The sequence below is a fragment of the Acinetobacter sp. NIPH 542 genome (genome assembly GCF_000369825.1).
Classification (GTDB): domain Bacteria; phylum Pseudomonadota; class Gammaproteobacteria; order Pseudomonadales; family Moraxellaceae; genus Acinetobacter; species Acinetobacter oleivorans.
The window spans coordinates 445,322-463,179 of the sequence record NZ_KB850204.1 but is presented as its reverse complement, the minus strand read 5'-3'; the positions used below and the strand labels follow the sequence as shown (position 1 = coordinate 463,179).

The window sequence follows — 17,858 nt, the reverse complement described above, 5'->3', positions numbered from 1 at the left end:
TCACGTTCTAAAGGTTTACTGTTATCGGTTCGGTCCAAATACTGCTATAATGAATGGTTTGACCCATTTGGGGCAAATTTATTCTTTTTTAGATCGATCTGTTAGGAGCCTGCATGACGGTTCAAACCTTCATTCCCAATGGTGCCAAAGCTGCCTCAGAAAACACTGTTACCCAGCCAACGCACACCACTGATGTTTCAATAAAAAAACTTTATATTGAAACTCAAGGGTGTCAGATGAATGAGTATGACAGTCACCGTATGGCAGACCTTTTAGGGGACTCTCACGGTTACATTTTAACGAGCAACCCTAATGAAGCAGACATCCTGCTCATGAATACATGTTCTATTCGCGAAAAAGCACAAGAAAAAGTATTTAGTGAATTAGGGCGCTGGCGCAAACTAAAAGACAAAAATCCAGATCTTGTGATTGGTGTCGGTGGGTGTGTTGCCTCTCAAGAAGGTGACAATATTCAAAAACGTGCGCCTTATGTAGACATGATTTTTGGCCCTCAAACATTACACCGTTTACCACAAATGCTTGATCAACATAATGCTCAAGTAGAAAAACCTAAAAAAGACAAAATCAAACTCGTTGATATTTCTTTCCCAGATATTGAAAAGTTCGACTTTTTACCAGAACCACGCGTAGAAGGCTTTAAAGCATTTGTTTCTATTATGGAAGGCTGTTCTAAATACTGCTCTTTCTGTGTAGTTCCATATACACGCGGTGAAGAAGTTTCTCGACCTTTAGACGATGTACTTGCAGAAATTGCAGGCCTTGCTGAAAAAGGTGTCCGTGAAATTTCACTTCTTGGTCAAAATGTAAATGGTTACCGTGGTGAAACCTTCGAAGGTGGCATCTGTACCTTCCCTGAATTGTTACGACTCGTTGCAGAAATTCCGGGTATTGGACGCTTACGTTATACAACATCGCACCCACTTGAGTTCTCTGATGAGCTAATTCAGTGTTATGAAGATTTACCTCAAATGGTGTCACATTTACACTTGCCTGTTCAAAGTGGTTCGAATGACGTTTTACAGGCAATGAAGCGAAATCATACGATTGATGTTTATATCGATAAAATTGCGAAGCTACGTAAAATTCGTCCAGACATGCATTTATCAAGTGATTTTATTATTGGCTTCCCTGGTGAAACTGATGAAAATTTTGCAGAAACATTGCAATTTATCAAAGATTTAGATTTCGATCACTCGTATAGTTTTGTTTATTCGAAACGCCCAGGTACACCTGCATCGGACTTGCCAGACACCACACCTGAGCAAGTTAAAAAAGAGCGTTTAGCTCAAGTTCAGAAAGTCATTAAACAGTCTAGTATTGAAAAAACAGATGCCATGTTAGGTAAAATTGAACGTGTACTTATTGAAAAAGTATCTGATCAAGACCCTAATATTTTAATTGGTACTGCTGACAATACACGTCTAGTCACTTTCGTTGGTGATGCAACTTGGGTTGGTCGTTTTGCAGAGATCGAGATTACTGAAATTAAAACTTTAAATTTTGTTTACGGTGAGCTCTTGAATCTTGAACCTGACGTGGCGTAATGTAGAGGTATTCTAAAGTCTACTGAAAGGTTTTCTCTTGACTGCAGCGATTCGACGTACCGTAACATTTCCTGAAATTTCAATGGAACGTTTAAAGAGCATTCTAGGTGCCTATAATGGGCACCTGAAGCAAATTGAACAGCGTTTAGATGTCAAAATTACTCATCGTGGAGATGTTTTTCACATAGATGGTGAAATAGATGCTGTTGGGAGAGCCGAAGCATTATTGCAACGACTCTACGAAGAGTCTGAGGTATCCCAGCAAATCAGTGCTGATCTATTACACCTGCTCATTCAATCGTCACAAACTGAACGCAATTTCGAGTTAGTTGGTGACGAAATGGATGAACACGATGCGCCGCTTGATGTCTATTTCCAGACCCGAAAAGGCCGCATTAATCCACGTGGTGCCAATCAAAAACGTTATGTACAACGTATTTTACAAAGCGATATTTCTTTTGGTGTAGGCCCTGCTGGTACAGGTAAAACCTATTTAGCAGTTGCTGCCGCCGTAGACATGCTAGAACGTAACGAAATCCAGAGGATTTTACTTGTACGTCCTGCTGTAGAAGCTGGAGAAAAGCTGGGTTTCTTACCTGGTGATTTAACCCAGAAAATTGACCCCTATTTACGTCCTCTTTACGATGCACTTTACGAAATGCTTGGCTTTGAAAAAGTTGCCAAGTTAATTGAGCGTCAAGTCATTGAGGTTGCGCCCCTTGCATATATGCGTGGGCGCACACTTAACCATTCATTTGTCATTTTGGATGAAGCTCAGAACACAACACCAGAACAGATGAAAATGTTCTTGACTCGTTTAGGTTTTGGCTCTCGTGCAGTGATTACAGGTGACATTACTCAAGTAGATTTACCTCGAGGTCAACAATCTGGTTTGGCACACGCACTTCGCGTACTAGAAAATATTACAGAAATTCATATTACCCGTTTCCATTCCCGTGACGTTGTACGTCACCAACTGGTTCAAAAAATCGTTGAAGCGTATGAAGGATGGGATGGTGAACAACAGCGTCTTAATGCTGAAGCACGTGCTGAACGCAAAGCACGTCAAGAGGCATTAGTTGCTGAAAACGATACAGCAGCAGACTTGCAACATCAGGATGCTTAAGGATTTATTTTGAAAATCAGTTTAAGTTTACAACAAGACTTTCAATCACCTGAGTTAGAGCTCAAACGAGCTCAACTCAAAAAAATTATTGAGACAACTTTACGCCACGTTGGTTATAAAGAAGATTGCGAAATTGGCGTTGCTTGTGTCGATTTAGCAGAAAGCCAACAACTTAATCTGCAATATAGAGAGAAAGATAAACCAACCAATGTTTTATCATTTCCAAGTGATATTCCTGAAGAAGTTTTACCAATGCTTGATGCCTTACCTTTAGGTGATTTAGTTATTTGTATTCCAGTGGTATTACAAGAAGCATTAGAACAGAAAAAAACTGCCCAAAACCATTTTGCACATCTATTAGTACATGGTGTTTTACATTTGCTTGGTTATGACCATGAAACCAGTGATGAAGATGCAGAGGAAATGGAAGGGATTGAAGTCGAAATTCTAGCAAAGCTGAATATTGAAAATCCTTACCAAGAACAGATTTAATTATTATTGATTAGAAGAAAAACATAATCTGTCTTCAGATGGGATTTTTTCTAATTAACTAAAATCAATGTGGATAAGCTAAGACTTATCCACATTTTTTATTAATGTACTTCAAATTCTGCTTGAGCCGGATCGAAACGCCACGTACGTACAATACGTAATTCAGAAATATCTTTCATATTGGCATCGAAATGCCCAAATGGTGCGCCGCGACGTACTGAAGACTTAGCTGCTTCATCTAATATTGAGTGCCCTGAGCTTTCAAGTAATCGAATTGCACGAATTCCGCCTTGAGCATTCAAAATCACCATTAAACGGACTTCACCTCTTAGCTGTTGTTGTTTGGCTTCTTCTGGATAATAGCGATTACCATACAACTCTACTTTTTCACGGAACTTATCCAAATAAGCAGCCGAAGCATCTTTCTTCGCTTGAATTCCATCTACTGTTTTGATTTTTTGTTGTCGACTGAAATCTTGTCTACGTTGTAAATATTGTGCTTCAAGACTCGCAACCATCGCAGCTTTTGCCTGAAATTGACTTTGTAATTGTTCTAGTTCTTTTTTCCTTTGACTCGCATCAGCTTGTTTTTGCCAACTCAAAACAGTCATTAAGACTTTTTCTTCAAATTTAAGCTCTCTTTGCTGCTGAACCTTTTGTAAACTTTCTAACTCTGCATTTCCAGTTGAAGCATCATTAGGCATCGGATTTGGAGTATCACTAGAGGTGCGATGGGCTTCACGAAATGTGCCCGAACCCTGCTGGTCCGCTTGTGCTAAAAAATCTGCCTGCTGAACTGGCTCATTGCTTGATCGAATTGAAATTGCAATTTCTTTGGTAGATTGCTCTGACGGGCTAGGCATGGCAAAGTGGATGAGCAACACAAAAACATGCAGTAAGATTGCCAATATTGTTGCAGCAATAAAGACTCGGTCTTGCCACCAATGATAAAAAGGCTCTATGGATAGACTTCTTTTGTTCAACATAATCTTAAAAGCATATAAATGCCTTATCCCCACGGTTTAATACCGAATAAAATATAAACTGATATTCAAATCTGGATAAAAGTGTGATTCACTTCAAATATAGAGTTTTATCCATTTTCATTTTGTCAAAATGTATCAATTAAATTTGTTACACTGCAATATCAAAACTCGTTTTTTATCATAATAAAGATTGTGTTGGTTCTTAAGTAAATTATCTTCTGGAAGTTCTTTTATGCAAACGCTATTTTCCTCATTAGTCAGACGCCTTAAAAAGGTCTACCAAAAAGCAGAAGCATTCATTGAAGAAGAAAGAGATTTTACGTTATCACAAACCTTTCTGAATGCCACTTTACAACGTTATGTCACCAATAATGTTGAATTTCTAGATGACCTCCACGCTGATCTTTATCATGACTGGTTAAGGTTATATGCAACCATGCATGTAAAAGGCCTAGAGACGACACTATCTGTTGATTTAAAACTGATTCAGATGGAATTTAATCAAGAACAACAGCTTTTAGTTTTTGAACAAATTAGTAATACACAAATTATTGAAGCGAAATATAAAAACTTTTGGCAGAAGATTGCCGTAAAAGCCGCAGTGTTTTACTACCATAAAATTTTGAAAAAAGATCCTTTAGGAATGATTCTGGAACGTTTTAATGTAGCAGAAGAACGTGATGAACTGATATTCCTTGATCTCAATCGCTGGTTTGGTAAAAAGGCTAGTATTATCGAGACATTAAGTAAAGTGCATGTAAATTACGCACGAGTTCGTGAGGCTGAACTAGTTGTATTTGGAAATGTGAATTTAGCTGCGTTACTTTACCGTGATCAGGACGATGATTTTGAAGATGAATTTGAAGATTCTGAAATCACACCAATCCAGCAAAAAGATGTATAACGCTGTGATGAATAAAAATGAATTAACTGCCAAAAAACACAAATAGATTACACATTTAGCATAAATCCTGATTTTTTCTCCATGATCAACAGGCATAATATGTTTAAGTTATAGATGCATCAGCACTGACTTTTCAGTCTGTACAAGGATATTTACTTATGGCAACAAAATTTCTGAAATCGTTTGGCATCGCAACAGGTATTTCAACAACTTTGCTTTTTGCAGGTTTCTCAAGCCATGCACTTGCCATGAGCCCATTTCAGGCAAATTATCAGTTCACTTATAATAATAAAGGTATGGGTTCGGCTACACGTACCCTAAGCCAGCAAGGTAATAATTGGACTTATAATTTCACGGCAAAAGCTGGTGGAATTGCTTCTGCAAGTGAAACAAGTAAATTTAGTTTTGCTAATGGTAAAATTGGATCTCAAAGTTTTAGCCGTACCAGCAAAATTTTGATTCATAACAACACTATGAATATTAACTTTAATCCAAACAGCAAAACTATTTCTACCAAGAAAGATGATAAAGCTCGTTCATTTGCTTGGCAGGCTGGTGTACTTGATGAGTTAAATGCAGAATTACAAGTGCGTGAAGATTTAAAAAATGGTTCACTTAAAACTTCATACCCTCTTGCCGATGCAAAAGAAGTTGAAAATCGTCGTTTTGTAAAACAAGGCAATGAGAAAATTAAAACTTCTTATGGCACATTCGATACCGTAAAAGTTGTTTTAGAACATGGTAAACCAGACCGTAATACTATTTTCTGGTTAGCACCTAAATTGGACTACTTACCAGTTAAAGTCAGCCATGTTGATGGTAAAACTTCTTATGGCCTGTTATTAACAAGTTATACAGGTAAAACGAATTAAAGCTTGCATTTTTTCGGATGCTTTTTAAAATACGCATTTGCTTTAAAAGCATCCGTCTAGAGGATTCTCCCGTGCACGCACTAGAACAGAAAATCTTAACAGAAGGTATCGTTCTATCTGATCAAGTCTTGAAAGTCGACGCTTTCTTAAACCACCAAATTGATCCTGTATTAATGCAGCAGATTGGTAAAGAATTTGCCGCTCGCTTTAAAGATGCAGGGATTACCAAGATTATTACCATTGAAGCATCAGGTATTGCACCTGCAATCATGGCAGGTTTGGAACTTGGTGTACCTGTAATTTTCGCTCGTAAATATCAGTCATTGACGCTAAAAGATGACTTATATCGCTCTAAAGTATTTAGTTTTACTAAACAAACTGAAAGCACGATTGCGATTTCAAACAAACACCTTCATTCAACTGATAAAGCATTAGTTATTGATGACTTCTTGGCGAATGGCCAAGCAGCATTAGGACTAATTGATTTAATTCACCAAGCAAATGCAGAAGTTGTGGGGGTTGGTATTGTGATTGAAAAATCATTCCAACCGGGCCGTGATTTATTGCTTGAAAAAGGCTACCGAGTTGAGTCATTAGCACGTGTTCTTTCTCTTACAGATGGTAAAGTCACTTTTGTAAAAGAATAAATTGTGCAAATAAAAAAGAGCGGATATTCGCTCTTTTTTTTGGCTGTTTAAAGGGAAACCACCAGCTTTTTAACAACTTCACCCAAACGCTTACCTTGAGCTTCACACAAAATCTTTTCATCCTGACTTAAGCTCTGGTCATGGCGGGGTCCGCTTACATGACTTGCCCCATAAGGTGTTCCACCTGTTTTAGTGTTAGATAAAGCTGGAATTGCATTTGGTAATCCCAGAATCATCATTCCGTGATGAAATAACGGCGGTAACATCGTGAGTAAAGTACTCTCCTGCCCACCATGCATTGATCCAGAAGAAGTAAAAACACAAGCAGGTTTATTATGTAATGCCCCATTGAGCCAAAGACTCGTCGTTTGGTCCCAAAAATATTTCATTTCGCTTGCCATATTACCGAAGCGAGTTGGGGAACCTAACGCCAGACCCGCACAATTCGCTAGATCATCTAACGTACAGTAGATATCGCCTTCTGCCGGAATACTTGATTCAGCTACCGTGACGACTGGAGCAATATTTGGCACTGTCCGAATTTTCACTGACATACCCGCAGACTCAACACCATTGGCAATTAAATGCGCCATTTCTTTAGTAGAACCATATTTACTGTAATAGAGTACAAGAATGTAAGGTTGCATCGGTTTCATAAATTTTGTTAAAAAGAACACTATACGGTATTTTTTATTTTTTTGGCGAAACCAATTTTATGAAATTCTAGAGGTGATTGATTGTTTAGCGTTAAAGGCAATACGAGCAAATTTCTCAAATTCGTTGAGTAAAAGGTTCACCAACTTCTGATGAATCTTATGATCACACAACAGAAAGCCAACTTTTCTGAAAAGATTATGGCTACAATTTTTTCTATAGCGCATAGTAAACTTACAGAACGACTTTAATTCTATAAGTTATTATTTTGCTTTAATCTACGATTTGAGTTCTTCAGCTCATACTTTGATAAGCTATTAATCGCCCAACATGATGATTAAAAAAATCGGGATAGACAACGCATGTTACAACGTTTTTTAAGTAAGCTTCCTTTTTATAATAAAACCTGGTTTCAGTTCGTTTTATATGTATTTAAACGTTTTGAAGCTGATCGGTGCCGTGAACAAGCTGGTTCCCTCACCTATACAACACTATTCGCAGTTGTACCGATGTTAACGGTTTTTTTAGTTATTATTTCTTCAATTAAAGCGTTAGAACCTGCAAGACAACAGCTCCAACATTTAATCTATAGTAATTTTTTACCCAAAAGCACTATTGCATTTGATAAAGCTCTAAATGCTTTCACAGAGAAATCGAGCAACCTGACCGTTATTGGTGTGCTATTTTTATTCGTCACTACCGTTTTAATGCTGACCTCAATTGAAAACGTCTTTAATCGTATTTGGCGCGTAAAAGAAACTCGTAGTGGCATTATGGGGTTCATGCGTTACTGGACCATCATCTCTTTGGGCCCAATTATCTTAGGAAGTGCATTCGTCATTTCCTCGACTGTCGCTTCCATGAATATTCTCAGCAATAATTTTGCAGGATATCAACTTGATGGATCATTCATACTCTGGTTAATTTCTTTCTTATTGACCATTGTTGGCTTTTTTATTTTGTATTGGACTATTCCGAACCGAACAGTTCCAGTTTATGCAGCTGGTATAGCGGCTTGCTTAAGTGCTGTACTTTTTGAAATTCTCAAGAACTTATTCAGCTTCGTCATGTCAAATTTCACCAGCTATGAGCTGATCTACGGGGCATTTGCAGCGGTACCTATCTTCCTGTTATGGATCTTTCTTTCATGGAATATTATTTTATTGGGCGTAGAAGTTAGTTTTGCGTTAACTGCTTTTCACTCAGGTAAAGAGCAAAAACGACATCCTGTTCTAATGTTATTAGATATTCTTGAGCTGTTTTATAAAAAGCAAAAGCTGGGTGAAAGTGTAAGTGATAAAGAAGCTTTAGAAATTTTAGGCCGTGGAGAAATTGGTCGCTGGCCTGCTTATGTACTTTTACTAGAAGAACAAAATTTGGTTAAACGCACCGATAAAGATGAATATGTTCTAGCACGTAATTTATCTCAAGTTGATTTCTGGAGTTTTTTCACAGCCCTTCCTTATCCATTGCCTTTACGTCAAGATGTCCAAAATGTACATGATGACGATGAATGGATGGAAAAAATTGGACCAGCACTCATTGAGTCTAATGATTATTTGGCTGCAAAACTTTCTATCCCTCTTTCAACAGTTTTTGAAGAAAAATAGAAAAATAAGACGATTTATTAATATAAATGTCTTCCACTTCTAGACAATAAAAAACCCTATTATTGGAAAATAATAGGGTTAAAAATTAGAAAATTTAAGAGTGGATTATGCTTTTACAAAAGTTTTCCATACAAAATCTTGCGTTGCACCTTTTAATGTCATTTTTAACTGATCACCCGACTGTAATGGCCCAACACCAGCAGGTGAACCTGTCATAATTACATCACCCGGTTCTAGTGAAAATACCTGATTAATATCAGCTAATAGATCACCAATGGTAAACATTAATAATGCCGTATTACCATCTTGACGCAATTCATCATTAATATGGAAAGTGAATTTAGTTTCTTGCCAATCTGTAATTTCGCTCAAATCTACCCAATCAGCTAATACACAAGCACCATCAAAAGCTTTTGCACGTTCCCATGGATGACCTTTACTTTTCAGATCATTCTGTAAATCACGCATTGTTAAATCAAGACCTAATGTCACCGCACCAATCGCTTTTAATGCTTTTTCAGGATCTGTTTCACCTTTTAAAGGCTGGTCAATGCGTAAAACTAATTCACACTCAAAATGACAACTGCCCCAAGCTGGATTCCAGGAAATACCGTCATTTAAACCAATCAAACTACTAGGTGGTTTAATAAATAATATAGGCTTGTCAGGCATAGCATTATTTAATTCTTTGACATGATCAGCATAGCTTCTGCCTACGCAAACGATTTTTGAAGGACGTGTATTCATGAGGCTTCCTTTGTTGTTGCGGCTAATAATTCCAATAATCTATTTCTTAAATGTATTTTCAAATATCGTTTGATCTGAAACCTGTGCAAATGCTCGCTTTGGCACAATAATTACAGTTTTGTTTTTTAACTCAAGCATGTACGTCAGCTTACCTTTAGCAAAGGTTTGCACATCCGCATATTGCACTACTTGCTTACGCTCACTGGAATAAAGCTCAAAATAATCTTGATAAAGGTCGATTCCCTGCTCACTCTTTCCGAACTGGTAACGAACAAATTGACGTTTAAATAACATCGGTAAAAGCCAATAACGCATCAGCCCTTGCATCACCAGAAAAAACAAACCTAATCCGACATAATATCGGCCAACCCCAGAGAAGCCTAAATAAAGTCCCCAAATAATAATTGCAATGCTAATCGCAGGTGTTAGAAAACGGGTAAATTGTTTTTTCCCAAATGTTACTAACGAAAATCCATCTTGTGATTCTTCTAAATTCAAATAGTAACGTAGAGATAAAGCTGTTTTTTGCTCAGTCATTGCAATGCATCAATACTCAATAAATCGAAACTATTAGAGCATATTCATTTCAGCTTTAAAACGAATCAAAGGCTATTTTTTGTTTTGTTTAAAAGAAGCAGTTATAGTTCAGTTGCAAAATATTTTTCGTTGCATATATGGAACGTAGATTCATATTTTTTGAGCTTATTTCACTTTTTAAAATTTCTACAATAAGAGCATCACCTTCTTAGTGGAATGTCTCATGTCTTTTTTTGCAAAATTATTTGGCTTAAATCAAAAAGCAACAGTCTCAAAAGATGTGGTTACGCACACCACTCAAGAGACGAACCTTTCAAATGAACCAAGCTTTTTAGAATTAATTAAAAAACGTCGTTCAATTTATTCAATAGGAAAGAACTTAAAACAGTCCCCAACTGAAATTGAAAAATTAATTCAAGAGGCTGTAAAACATAGCCCATCTGCTTTTAACTCCCAGTCTTCTCGCGTTGTGATTTTATTTGATCAGTCCCACCAAAATTTCTGGAATATTGTTTTAGATGTATTAAAAACGATTATTCCAGCAGAAGCCCTAACTGGAACTGAACAGAAAATTCAAAGTTTTGCGGCAGGTACAGGTACAGTTTTATTTTTTGAAGACCAACATGTGATTAAAGGTCTACAAGAGCAATTTGAAGCATATGCAGATAATTTTCCAATCTGGTCTGAGCACTCAACAGCAATTGCACAATTTGCAGTATGGAACGTACTGGCTGAACAAGGTATTGGGGCTTCTTTGCAACACTACAATCCAATCATTGATGAGAAAATTAATGCTACATTTAATGTTCCCGCTCATTGGAAATTAAGAGCTCAATTAGTATTTGGTTCAATCGAAGGCGAAGCCGGAGAAAAAGCTTTTATTGAAGATGAAAATCGTTTTAAAACATTTGGCTAATTTTCTACTTTTTAATTCTTTTCAAAGCTGGTTGCCACGAGCACCGGCTTTGAATAGAAATGACAAAAAATAGGCACAAAAAAACCGCTATATATAGCGGTTAATTCTTCAAGTGGTGCGCTCAGAGAGATTCGAACTCCCGACCCCTTAGTTCGTAGCCAAGTGCTCTATCCAGCTGAGCTATGAGCGCGTACTTGATGTTGCGCATTATACGCATTTTTTAAGGCTTAGGAAGCCTTTTTTCATCTTTCTGTCATCAACCGTCTAGTTCTTAGCCACACCCCTCTTTTACATAAAATAGGAGCTAAAATTATTGAAGACTTTCTTACCTAAGATGTATTTGAAATATTTTTTTTCAAATAAGTTTTATAGACTTTTTGACGTATTTCGCCATATATCTAAAAGTTAAAGTCGACCATTTCACTCAACATTATAGAAATAATATATTTCTAGCTAAGCCCTAACATTATAGACCCAAGTAAAATTTATCTAATATACTGCTTCAAATAAGTGGAAATATAAGAAAAAATATAATTAATTAAAAAAATATTATATAAAAACCATTATTATTTTTACGTCTAAATTAAATGAATTATTATTTCTTTAAATATTATTTAATATTAAAAAATGTGACTAAAAATACACATTGACAGCTTTTGATATCTAACCAATACTAAATTCCAATTATTGAGATATACATCTCATTAATTATGTAGCGCAATAAATAATACTTACTTAAAAATACATAATTATATAGGAAATAGACCAACATGTTTTTACTAAAAAATCTCGTATCTTCGATCTCAAAAGTTACTCAAGACTTGGGTAATGTTGTATCGGTAAATACCACTGTAAACACGGGTTCTTCTGTTGATGCACACGTTTCAACATCAGGCTTACTTTCAAATGTTATTTCTACAGTAACTAATACGGTTACGCATACTGCAACAGGCTTAGTTTCTGATGTGGTTGGCACTGTAACCGGTACTGTCGGTTCTACAAATCCATTAGAAACAGTAACCAATGTTGTGGGTGGTGTAACTGGTGGCTTGATTGGAGGCGTATCTGGTGGCAATCCTCTTGAAGTAGTCACTGGTGTTATCGGTGGCGTAACAGGTGGTGTGACCGGCGGAACATCACCAATTTCCCCAGTCATTGATGTCGTTCAAGGTGGTATTGATATTCTTCAGGGTGTCGAAAGTCTAAAAACTGAAATTATCAACACTGGCATTGAAACTGTTGCTGGAACAATCATTGGAGCACTCCCACAAACTGAACATCCTGTTTCTGAAATTGCAGACCTTGGCACCTTAACTTTTGAAACTTCTCGCGACACGGTAAACGGTGCTCTTGAAGTTGTTTCTGATTTAGTAGGTGGAGATATCTCAGGCGCAACTGCGTCAGCAACTGGAATTGTTGAAACACTTATCAACAATGGTACAACTGCTACAGGTATTGTCACTGGTGTGGTTGGAAGTATTACCGATATAGTAGGTGGCGTAACTGGTGGCGTTGGTGGTAATCCGCTTGAAGTGGTGACAGACATCATCGGCGGTGTAACAGGCGGCGTTGGTGGTAACCCTCTTGAAGTTGTAACCGACATCATCGGCGGCGTAACGGGCGGTATCGGTGGCGGTACATCTCCAATTTCTCCAGTGATCGACGTAGTTCAAGGTGGTATCGATATTCTTCAAGGCGTTGAAAGCCTAAAAACTGAAATTATTAATACAGGTATCGACACTGTTGCCGACACAATCATTGGCATTCTTCCACAAACTGAACATCCTGTGTCTGAAATTGCTGACCTCGGCACATTAACTTTCGAAACTTCTCGCGACACGGTTAACGGCGCACTTGAAGTTGTTTCTGATTTAGTTGGCGGAGATATCCAAGGTGCAACTGAATCAGCAACTGGTATTCTGGGTACACTTATCAATAATGGTACAACTGCTGCTGGTATTATCACTGGTGTTGTAGGAAGTGTTACAGATGTAGTTGGTGGCGTCACAGGCGGTGTTGGCGGTAATCCTCTTGAAGTTGTGACTGACATCATCGGTGGTGTAACGGGCGGCGTTAGCGGTAATCCGCTTGAAGTTGTGACTGACATCATCGGCGGTGTAACTGGTGGCGTTGGCGGTAATCCTCTTGAAGTCGTAACTGACATCATCGGCGGCGTAACAGGTGGTATTGGTGGTGGAACATCTCCGATCTCTCCAGTGATCGACGTAGTTCAAGGCGGTATCGATATTCTTCAAGGCGTTGAAAGCCTAAAAACTGAAATTATAAACACTGGTATTGATACCGTAGCGGATACGATTATCGGTATTCTTCCACAAGTAGAACATCCTGTTTCTGAAATTGCAGACCTCGGCACACTAACTTTTGAAACTTCTCGCGACACAGTTAATGGTGCTCTTGAAGTTGTATCTGACTTAGTCGGTGGTGATATTCAAGGTGCAACTGAATCAGCGACTGGTATTATCGGTACACTTATTACTAATGGCTCTACTGCAACTGGTTTATTAACAGAAATCCTTGGCGGTGTAACAGGCACTATTGGTGGAGTTACTGGTGGTGATAGCCCTCTTGGCGTAGTGACTGACCTTCTAGGCGGTTTAACTGGTAGTGTTAGCGGTGATAGTCCACTCGGTGTAGTGACTGACCTTCTAGGCGGTTTAACTGGTAGCGTTACTGGTGGTACAGAAAACCCTATTGGTATCGTAACGGATATCGTGGGTAGCTTAACTGGTGGGGTGACTGGTCAAGGTAGCTTAGATGTCATTTCTAATTTACTTGGTGGATTAACAAGTGGCAGCTTACTCGGTGGAGTAACGTCTACAGTAACTAGCGTAACAAATACAACGCATACTATCGTACCTCAGTCATTACTTACTGATAACTTCTTAGATAATTCTTTCCATACTGTTTAATATCATTAAAAGAAAGCCACTTTTATAAGTGGCTTTCTGATTTAATATAGTTTCAAATATTAATTTAATACTAATCAATCTCTTGCCATCTATAATACTTTTTATGTGCTAATTCCAACATTGCATAATCATTAGGAGTATCACCATAAGCATATATGGTCGGGTATTGGCTTAAATCATATTTATTTTTTATTCTATTTACTTTTTCCAAATAACCACAATCACCATCAATAAAATGACCTGTTAAAATACCATTATGTGTTTCAAGTTGGTTGCATATAACATCTAAACCTAAAGAATGACACCAACTTTCTAAATAAACGCCTAATGATGCTGATACAACAACAATCTGATCACCTTGTTGTTTATGCCAGAGAATACGCTCCAAAGCATTTTCACGAACACATGTAGGAAGTACCTTTTTAGCAAACTCTTGCCCCATATCTTTTAGGGAATTCGCGTCATAACCCACATATCCTACTTGGCAGAGCTTAGTTCGAATGGTTTTATCCGTTACCCAACCAAGTTTATAGCCAGCTATATACGGTGCAAGCCGAATACCACCGACGAGTTGTGTTTTTCTGTCTAAAGAAAATTTAAGAAACAAGCTGAATGTGTCGTTATGAGTGATGGTGCCATCAAAATCAAATAAAGCTAGGTTCATTTATGATTATCTCTAATATAATTAAAAAGTTATAAATTTAGATTTATTAAAATTACTAAAAAATAAGCACAAAAAAACCGCTATAAAAGCGGTTAATTCTTCAAGTTGGTGCGCTCAGAGAGATTCGAACTCCCGACCCCTTAGTTCGTAGCCAAGTGCTCTATCCAGCTGAGCTATGAGCGCGTAACTTGTGTGCCTTTCAGCGATTCGTTCTGTTTTACTTGGTGCGCTCAGAGAGATTCGAACTCCCGACCCCTTAGTTCGTAGCCAAGTGCTCTATCCAGCTGAGCTATGAGCGCATTAAGTAAATGGCGGTGAGAGAGGGATTCGAACCCTCGATACCAGTAATAGGTATGCTTCCTTAGCAGGGAAGTGATTTCAGCCACTCATCCACCTCACCGGAACGAGCCGCCATAATACAAACTAAAACCACATTGTTCAAGTCATCATACTGAAATTTTCTTGTTTTTTAGTTCAATGAATTATTTTTTAAGCAATTTCCTCATTATTTTCGTCTTTTTCGATCAAACGCTTGTTAAGATAGATATTATTTCTTCATCAAAATACTGTAGTGCATAACACATTATTGCAAACCTGAACGTGCAGTTCGGGTCTGCATGGCTTATGCTAAACTTATCTGCCAAGCGTGAAACAAAACGACATGACAAAAAACTGGGCTGACCCTGAAGCGAAAGCTGAAGCTGAACGTTATGACAATCCTATTCCAAGCCGTACTCTGATTTTAGATACGTTGGAACAGTTGCAAACACCACAATCTCATGCAGAGCTTGTCGATCATTTTAATATTCATGACCAAAAAAGTATCGAAGCATTAAGTCATCGTTTAAGTGCTATGGTTCGTGATGGTCAAATCATGAAAGACGGTTTTAAATTTCAGTTGGTGGCAGATCAACCAACATATGAAGCAACTGTTTATATTAATAGTAAAGGTTTAGGTACAGCACATATTGATGGTCAAACTGATCTTTTACTTCCTGAACGTGAATTACGTTTAGTATTTAATGGTGACCGAGTTAGAGTGCGCCAGACTTCAGTAGACCGTAAAGGTAAACCTTGGGGTTTTATCACAGAAGTTTTACAGCATCGTGTTAAACAATTAATTGGTAAATTGTCAGTTCATGAGGGTGAATATTTTATTCAACCCAACAATCCCAATCAGCATCAGCCTATTCCTTTAGAAAAAGAGCTCGTAAAACATGCTGGGGCGAATGTTGGCGATATGCTACGTGTTGCAATTGATAGCTATCCGACCCGTGAAGAGTTTTCAACAGCACATATTATTCAGTCTATGGCAGACAAAGCTGATACAGAAATTATCATTCCACAAACCATTCTTGAATTTGGTTTGCCATATGAATTTCCAGATCAGGTATTAAAAGAAGCAGAAAGTTTTAAAGAACCATCTGCTCAAGACCGTGAAGGTCGTATTGATTTAAGAGATTTAGCATTAGTTACAATTGATGGTGAAGATGCTCGAGATTTTGACGATGCAGTTTATGCAGAAAAACGTCCGGGTGGTGGTTACCGCGTTGTCGTCGCAATTGCCGATGTCAGCCATTATGTACGCTTAGACTCAGCGCTCAACGAAGAAGCAGAAGAACGAGGCACTTCGGTATATTTCCCACACTTCGTATTACCAATGCTACCAGAGGCTTTGTCAAACGGCTTGTGTTCTCTGAACCCTCATGTAGACCGCTTATGTATGGTCTGTGACCTTAAGCTCTCTCGTTCAGGCCGTGTAACTGGTTACGATTTTTATCCGTCGGTTATGCATTCAAAAGCACGTTTAACCTATACCCAGGTAGCGCAATACTTTGAAGGCGCAACAGATGCGATTCCAAAAGATCGTGATATTCATAAATCTTTAAATACACTTTTCCAGCTTTATCAAATTTTGAAAAACTTGCGTGCTGACCGCCATGCAATGGAATTTGAAACCATTGAAACGTACATGACTTTTGATGAGCTGGGCGGGATTAAAGAAATTTTGCCACGTACACGCAATGAAGCACATAAGCTCATTGAAGAATGTATGTTGCTTGCTAACGTTGCTGCAGCTGAATATGCATTAGAACATGATGTTCCAATGTTATATCGTGTGCATGAAGCTCCAGAGTTTTCACGTATTCAGAAAGTAAAAGACTTTGTGAAATTGCTTGGTCTACCCTTCCCTGATCAACCAACTCAAGCAGACTATCAAAAAGTTATTGAAGCGACCAAAGACCGTATTGATGCACCAAGTATTCATGCCGTTTTATTACGCTCAATGATGCAAGCTTATTATGGCGCAAAAAATGCGGGACACTATGGTTTGGCTTATGAAGCTTATACCCATTTCACTTCGCCAATTCGTCGTTACCCAGATTTATTGTTGCACCGTGCTATTAAAGCACACTTGAAACAAAAGCCTTATCCACTCTCTGGTGCAGCGCTTGATGATGCCGGTGAACATTTTTCTCAAACTGAACGCCGTGCAGATGAAGCTTCTCGTAGCGTAACAACTTGGTTAAAGTGTCACTACATGCAACAGCATTTGGGTGACGAGTTTATTGGTATCGTAAGTGCAGTAACCGAATTTGGTTTATTCATTACACTTAAAGATCTATATGTCGATGGCATGATTCATATTAGCCAACTCGGCGATGACTTCTTTATTTATGACCAAGCGAGCCAAAATCTGGTAGGTCAAAATCGTGGTCAAGTCTTTGGTTTAGGCGATGAAGTTAAAATTCAGGTTGCTGGCGTAAATCTTGAAGAACGTAAAATTGACTTCCAGCTTCTTCAACAAGTCACGCATGCAGGAAGAGTCGTTCGTAGCCGAGCTCCACGCACAACTAAAACATCTTCACAGGCAACTGAAGAAGTTTTCAGTAAACCAACAAGTAGCGATGGCGAAAGACCTGTTCACAAAAAGAAAGAAAAAGCCAAGGCGAGTTCTTATACTAAAAAGTCTGGTAAAAAACCTTCTGCAAAAGCCGAAAGTAAACCAGAAAAAGTAAAGAAAAAGTCTAAGCCTAAAAAGAAAAAGGCCAATGCAAAATCAAAGGCTGAATAATTAAACATTAGATGTTGCCAGTCTAGAAATAAGTCCCGATTTGGGACTTATTTCTTTTTAGAAAGCTTATTTTGCACATTAAACTTGATTTCTGGCTTGAGAGGACCTACATCTAATAACATGTTAAAAAAT

Annotated in this window: 15 protein-coding genes and 4 tRNA genes; 10 read left to right on the top strand and 9 right to left on the bottom strand. The window is 38.0% G+C overall.

Features of this window, described 5'->3' with window-relative positions; translation table 11 throughout:
• Positions 1 to 113 precede the first annotated feature (113 nt).
• Genes miaB through ybeY form a run of 3 tightly spaced genes read left to right on the top strand, consistent with a single transcriptional unit; the run spans position 114 to position 3,183 of the window.
• Positions 114 to 1,565, top strand: a complete 1,452-nt coding sequence (miaB, locus tag F886_RS03280) for a tRNA (N6-isopentenyl adenosine(37)-C2)-methylthiotransferase MiaB (protein WP_005301343.1) — start codon at positions 114 to 116, stop codon at positions 1,563 to 1,565.
• Positions 1,566 to 1,602: 37 nt separating this feature from the next.
• Positions 1,603 to 2,691, top strand: a complete 1,089-nt coding sequence (locus tag F886_RS03275; RefSeq protein ID WP_004789570.1) for a PhoH family protein — start codon at positions 1,603 to 1,605, stop codon at positions 2,689 to 2,691.
• 9 nt (positions 2,692 to 2,700) lie between these two features.
• Positions 2,701 to 3,183, top strand: coding sequence for an rRNA maturation RNase YbeY (ybeY, locus tag F886_RS03270; protein WP_004789571.1), 483 nt, complete (start codon positions 2,701 to 2,703; stop codon positions 3,181 to 3,183).
• A gap of 101 nt (positions 3,184 to 3,284) precedes the next feature.
• On the opposite strand, the gene F886_RS03265 is transcribed toward ybeY, so the two are convergent.
• Positions 3,285 to 4,169 carry an energy transducer TonB gene (locus tag F886_RS03265; RefSeq protein ID WP_005301340.1) on the bottom strand — a complete coding sequence of 295 codons (885 nt, stop codon included), beginning with the start codon at positions 4,167 to 4,169 and terminating at the stop codon, positions 3,285 to 3,287.
• Positions 4,170 to 4,401: 232 nt separating this feature from the next.
• On the opposite strand from F886_RS03265, the gene F886_RS03260 reads away from it, so the two are divergent.
• The 3 genes from F886_RS03260 (at position 4,402) to F886_RS03250 (ending at position 6,592) form a co-directional block, all read left to right on the top strand.
• Positions 4,402 to 5,073 carry a hypothetical protein gene (locus F886_RS03260; protein ID WP_005301337.1) on the top strand — a complete coding sequence of 224 codons (672 nt, stop codon included), beginning with the start codon at positions 4,402 to 4,404 and terminating at the stop codon, positions 5,071 to 5,073.
• 158 nt (positions 5,074 to 5,231) lie between these two features.
• Positions 5,232 to 5,945: a DUF3108 domain-containing protein gene (locus F886_RS03255; protein ID WP_004789577.1), complete on the top strand. Its 714-nt coding sequence runs from the start codon at positions 5,232 to 5,234 to the stop codon at positions 5,943 to 5,945.
• A gap of 71 nt (positions 5,946 to 6,016) precedes the next feature.
• Positions 6,017 to 6,592 (top strand): xanthine phosphoribosyltransferase, encoded by a 576-nt coding sequence (locus F886_RS03250; protein ID WP_004789579.1) that lies wholly within the window; start codon positions 6,017 to 6,019, stop codon positions 6,590 to 6,592.
• Between the two features lie 47 nt (positions 6,593 to 6,639).
• Here F886_RS03250 and wrbA read toward each other — a convergent pair whose 3' ends face one another.
• A complete protein-coding gene (gene wrbA / locus F886_RS03245; RefSeq protein WP_005301334.1) occupies positions 6,640 to 7,248 on the bottom strand; it encodes an NAD(P)H:quinone oxidoreductase in 609 nt (202 codons plus the stop codon).
• A gap of 360 nt (positions 7,249 to 7,608) precedes the next feature.
• On the opposite strand from wrbA, the gene F886_RS03240 reads away from it, so the two are divergent.
• Complete coding sequence (locus F886_RS03240) at positions 7,609 to 8,856, top strand: YihY family inner membrane protein (protein WP_005301333.1); 1,248 nt, start codon at positions 7,609 to 7,611, stop codon at positions 8,854 to 8,856.
• A gap of 105 nt (positions 8,857 to 8,961) precedes the next feature.
• On the opposite strand, the gene F886_RS03235 is transcribed toward F886_RS03240, so the two are convergent.
• Both F886_RS03235 and F886_RS03230 read right to left on the bottom strand, forming a co-directional pair.
• Positions 8,962 to 9,603, bottom strand: coding sequence for a fumarylacetoacetate hydrolase family protein (locus F886_RS03235; protein ID WP_005301332.1), 642 nt, complete (start codon positions 9,601 to 9,603; stop codon positions 8,962 to 8,964).
• Between the two features lie 39 nt (positions 9,604 to 9,642).
• Positions 9,643 to 10,140 carry a YcxB family protein gene (locus F886_RS03230; protein WP_005301331.1) on the bottom strand — a complete coding sequence of 166 codons (498 nt, stop codon included), beginning with the start codon at positions 10,138 to 10,140 and terminating at the stop codon, positions 9,643 to 9,645.
• 223 nt (positions 10,141 to 10,363) lie between these two features.
• On the opposite strand from F886_RS03230, the gene F886_RS03225 reads away from it, so the two are divergent.
• Entirely contained in the window at positions 10,364 to 11,056 is a 693-nt protein-coding gene (locus F886_RS03225) for a nitroreductase family protein (RefSeq protein ID WP_005301328.1), read from the top strand.
• A 113-nt stretch (positions 11,057 to 11,169) separates the two neighbouring features.
• On the opposite strand, the gene F886_RS03220 is transcribed toward F886_RS03225, so the two are convergent.
• Positions 11,170 to 11,246: transfer RNA gene (locus tag F886_RS03220), tRNA-Arg, on the bottom strand.
• A gap of 580 nt (positions 11,247 to 11,826) precedes the next feature.
• Here F886_RS03220 and F886_RS03215 point away from each other — a divergent pair.
• On the top strand, positions 11,827 to 13,986 hold the full coding sequence (locus tag F886_RS03215; protein WP_005301326.1) for a hypothetical protein: 2,160 nt from the start codon (positions 11,827 to 11,829) through the stop codon (positions 13,984 to 13,986).
• Between the two features lie 70 nt (positions 13,987 to 14,056).
• Here F886_RS03215 and F886_RS03210 read toward each other — a convergent pair whose 3' ends face one another.
• The 4 genes from F886_RS03210 to F886_RS03195 all read right to left on the bottom strand — a co-directional run bounded on the left by F886_RS03210 (position 14,057) and on the right by F886_RS03195 (position 15,050).
• The gene (locus tag F886_RS03210) at positions 14,057 to 14,650 is read right to left on the bottom strand and encodes an HAD-IB family hydrolase (protein WP_005301324.1); all 594 of its coding nucleotides are present in this window, start codon (positions 14,648 to 14,650) and stop codon (positions 14,057 to 14,059) included.
• A 106-nt stretch (positions 14,651 to 14,756) separates the two neighbouring features.
• Positions 14,757 to 14,833, bottom strand: a tRNA-Arg gene (locus tag F886_RS03205).
• Positions 14,834 to 14,872: 39 nt separating this feature from the next.
• Positions 14,873 to 14,949 (bottom strand) — tRNA-Arg (locus tag F886_RS03200).
• Between the two features lie 10 nt (positions 14,950 to 14,959).
• Positions 14,960 to 15,050, bottom strand: a tRNA-Ser gene (locus tag F886_RS03195).
• Between the two features lie 261 nt (positions 15,051 to 15,311).
• On the opposite strand from F886_RS03195, the gene rnr reads away from it, so the two are divergent.
• Positions 15,312 to 17,726 carry a ribonuclease R gene (gene rnr, locus F886_RS03190; RefSeq protein WP_005301322.1) on the top strand — a complete coding sequence of 805 codons (2,415 nt, stop codon included), beginning with the start codon at positions 15,312 to 15,314 and terminating at the stop codon, positions 17,724 to 17,726.
• Positions 17,727 to 17,858 lie beyond the last annotated feature (132 nt).

Bases quoted from the DNA above. Each gene is read 5' to 3' on its own strand.
- F886_RS03260 (WP_005301337.1), top strand. From the start codon at position 4,402: ATGCAAACGCTATTTTCCTCATTAGTCAGACGCCTTAAAAAGGTCTAC.
- F886_RS03265 (WP_005301340.1), bottom strand. From the start codon at position 4,169: ATGTTGAACAAAAGAAGTCTATCCATAGAGCCTTTTTATCATTGGTGG.
- F886_RS03225 (WP_005301328.1), top strand. From the start codon at position 10,364: ATGTCTTTTTTTGCAAAATTATTTGGCTTAAATCAAAAAGCAACAGTC.
- F886_RS03235 (WP_005301332.1), bottom strand. From the start codon at position 9,603: ATGAATACACGTCCTTCAAAAATCGTTTGCGTAGGCAGAAGCTATGCT.
- rnr (WP_005301322.1), top strand. From the start codon at position 15,312: ATGACAAAAAACTGGGCTGACCCTGAAGCGAAAGCTGAAGCTGAACGT.
- F886_RS03215 (WP_005301326.1), top strand. From the start codon at position 11,827: ATGTTTTTACTAAAAAATCTCGTATCTTCGATCTCAAAAGTTACTCAA.
- F886_RS03240 (WP_005301333.1), top strand. From the start codon at position 7,609: ATGTTACAACGTTTTTTAAGTAAGCTTCCTTTTTATAATAAAACCTGG.
- F886_RS03230 (WP_005301331.1), bottom strand. From the start codon at position 10,140: ATGACTGAGCAAAAAACAGCTTTATCTCTACGTTACTATTTGAATTTA.
- F886_RS03255 (WP_004789577.1), top strand. From the start codon at position 5,232: ATGGCAACAAAATTTCTGAAATCGTTTGGCATCGCAACAGGTATTTCA.
- miaB (WP_005301343.1), top strand. From the start codon at position 114: ATGACGGTTCAAACCTTCATTCCCAATGGTGCCAAAGCTGCCTCAGAA.
- F886_RS03210 (WP_005301324.1), bottom strand. From the start codon at position 14,650: ATGAACCTAGCTTTATTTGATTTTGATGGCACCATCACTCATAACGAC.
- wrbA (WP_005301334.1), bottom strand. From the start codon at position 7,248: ATGAAACCGATGCAACCTTACATTCTTGTACTCTATTACAGTAAATAT.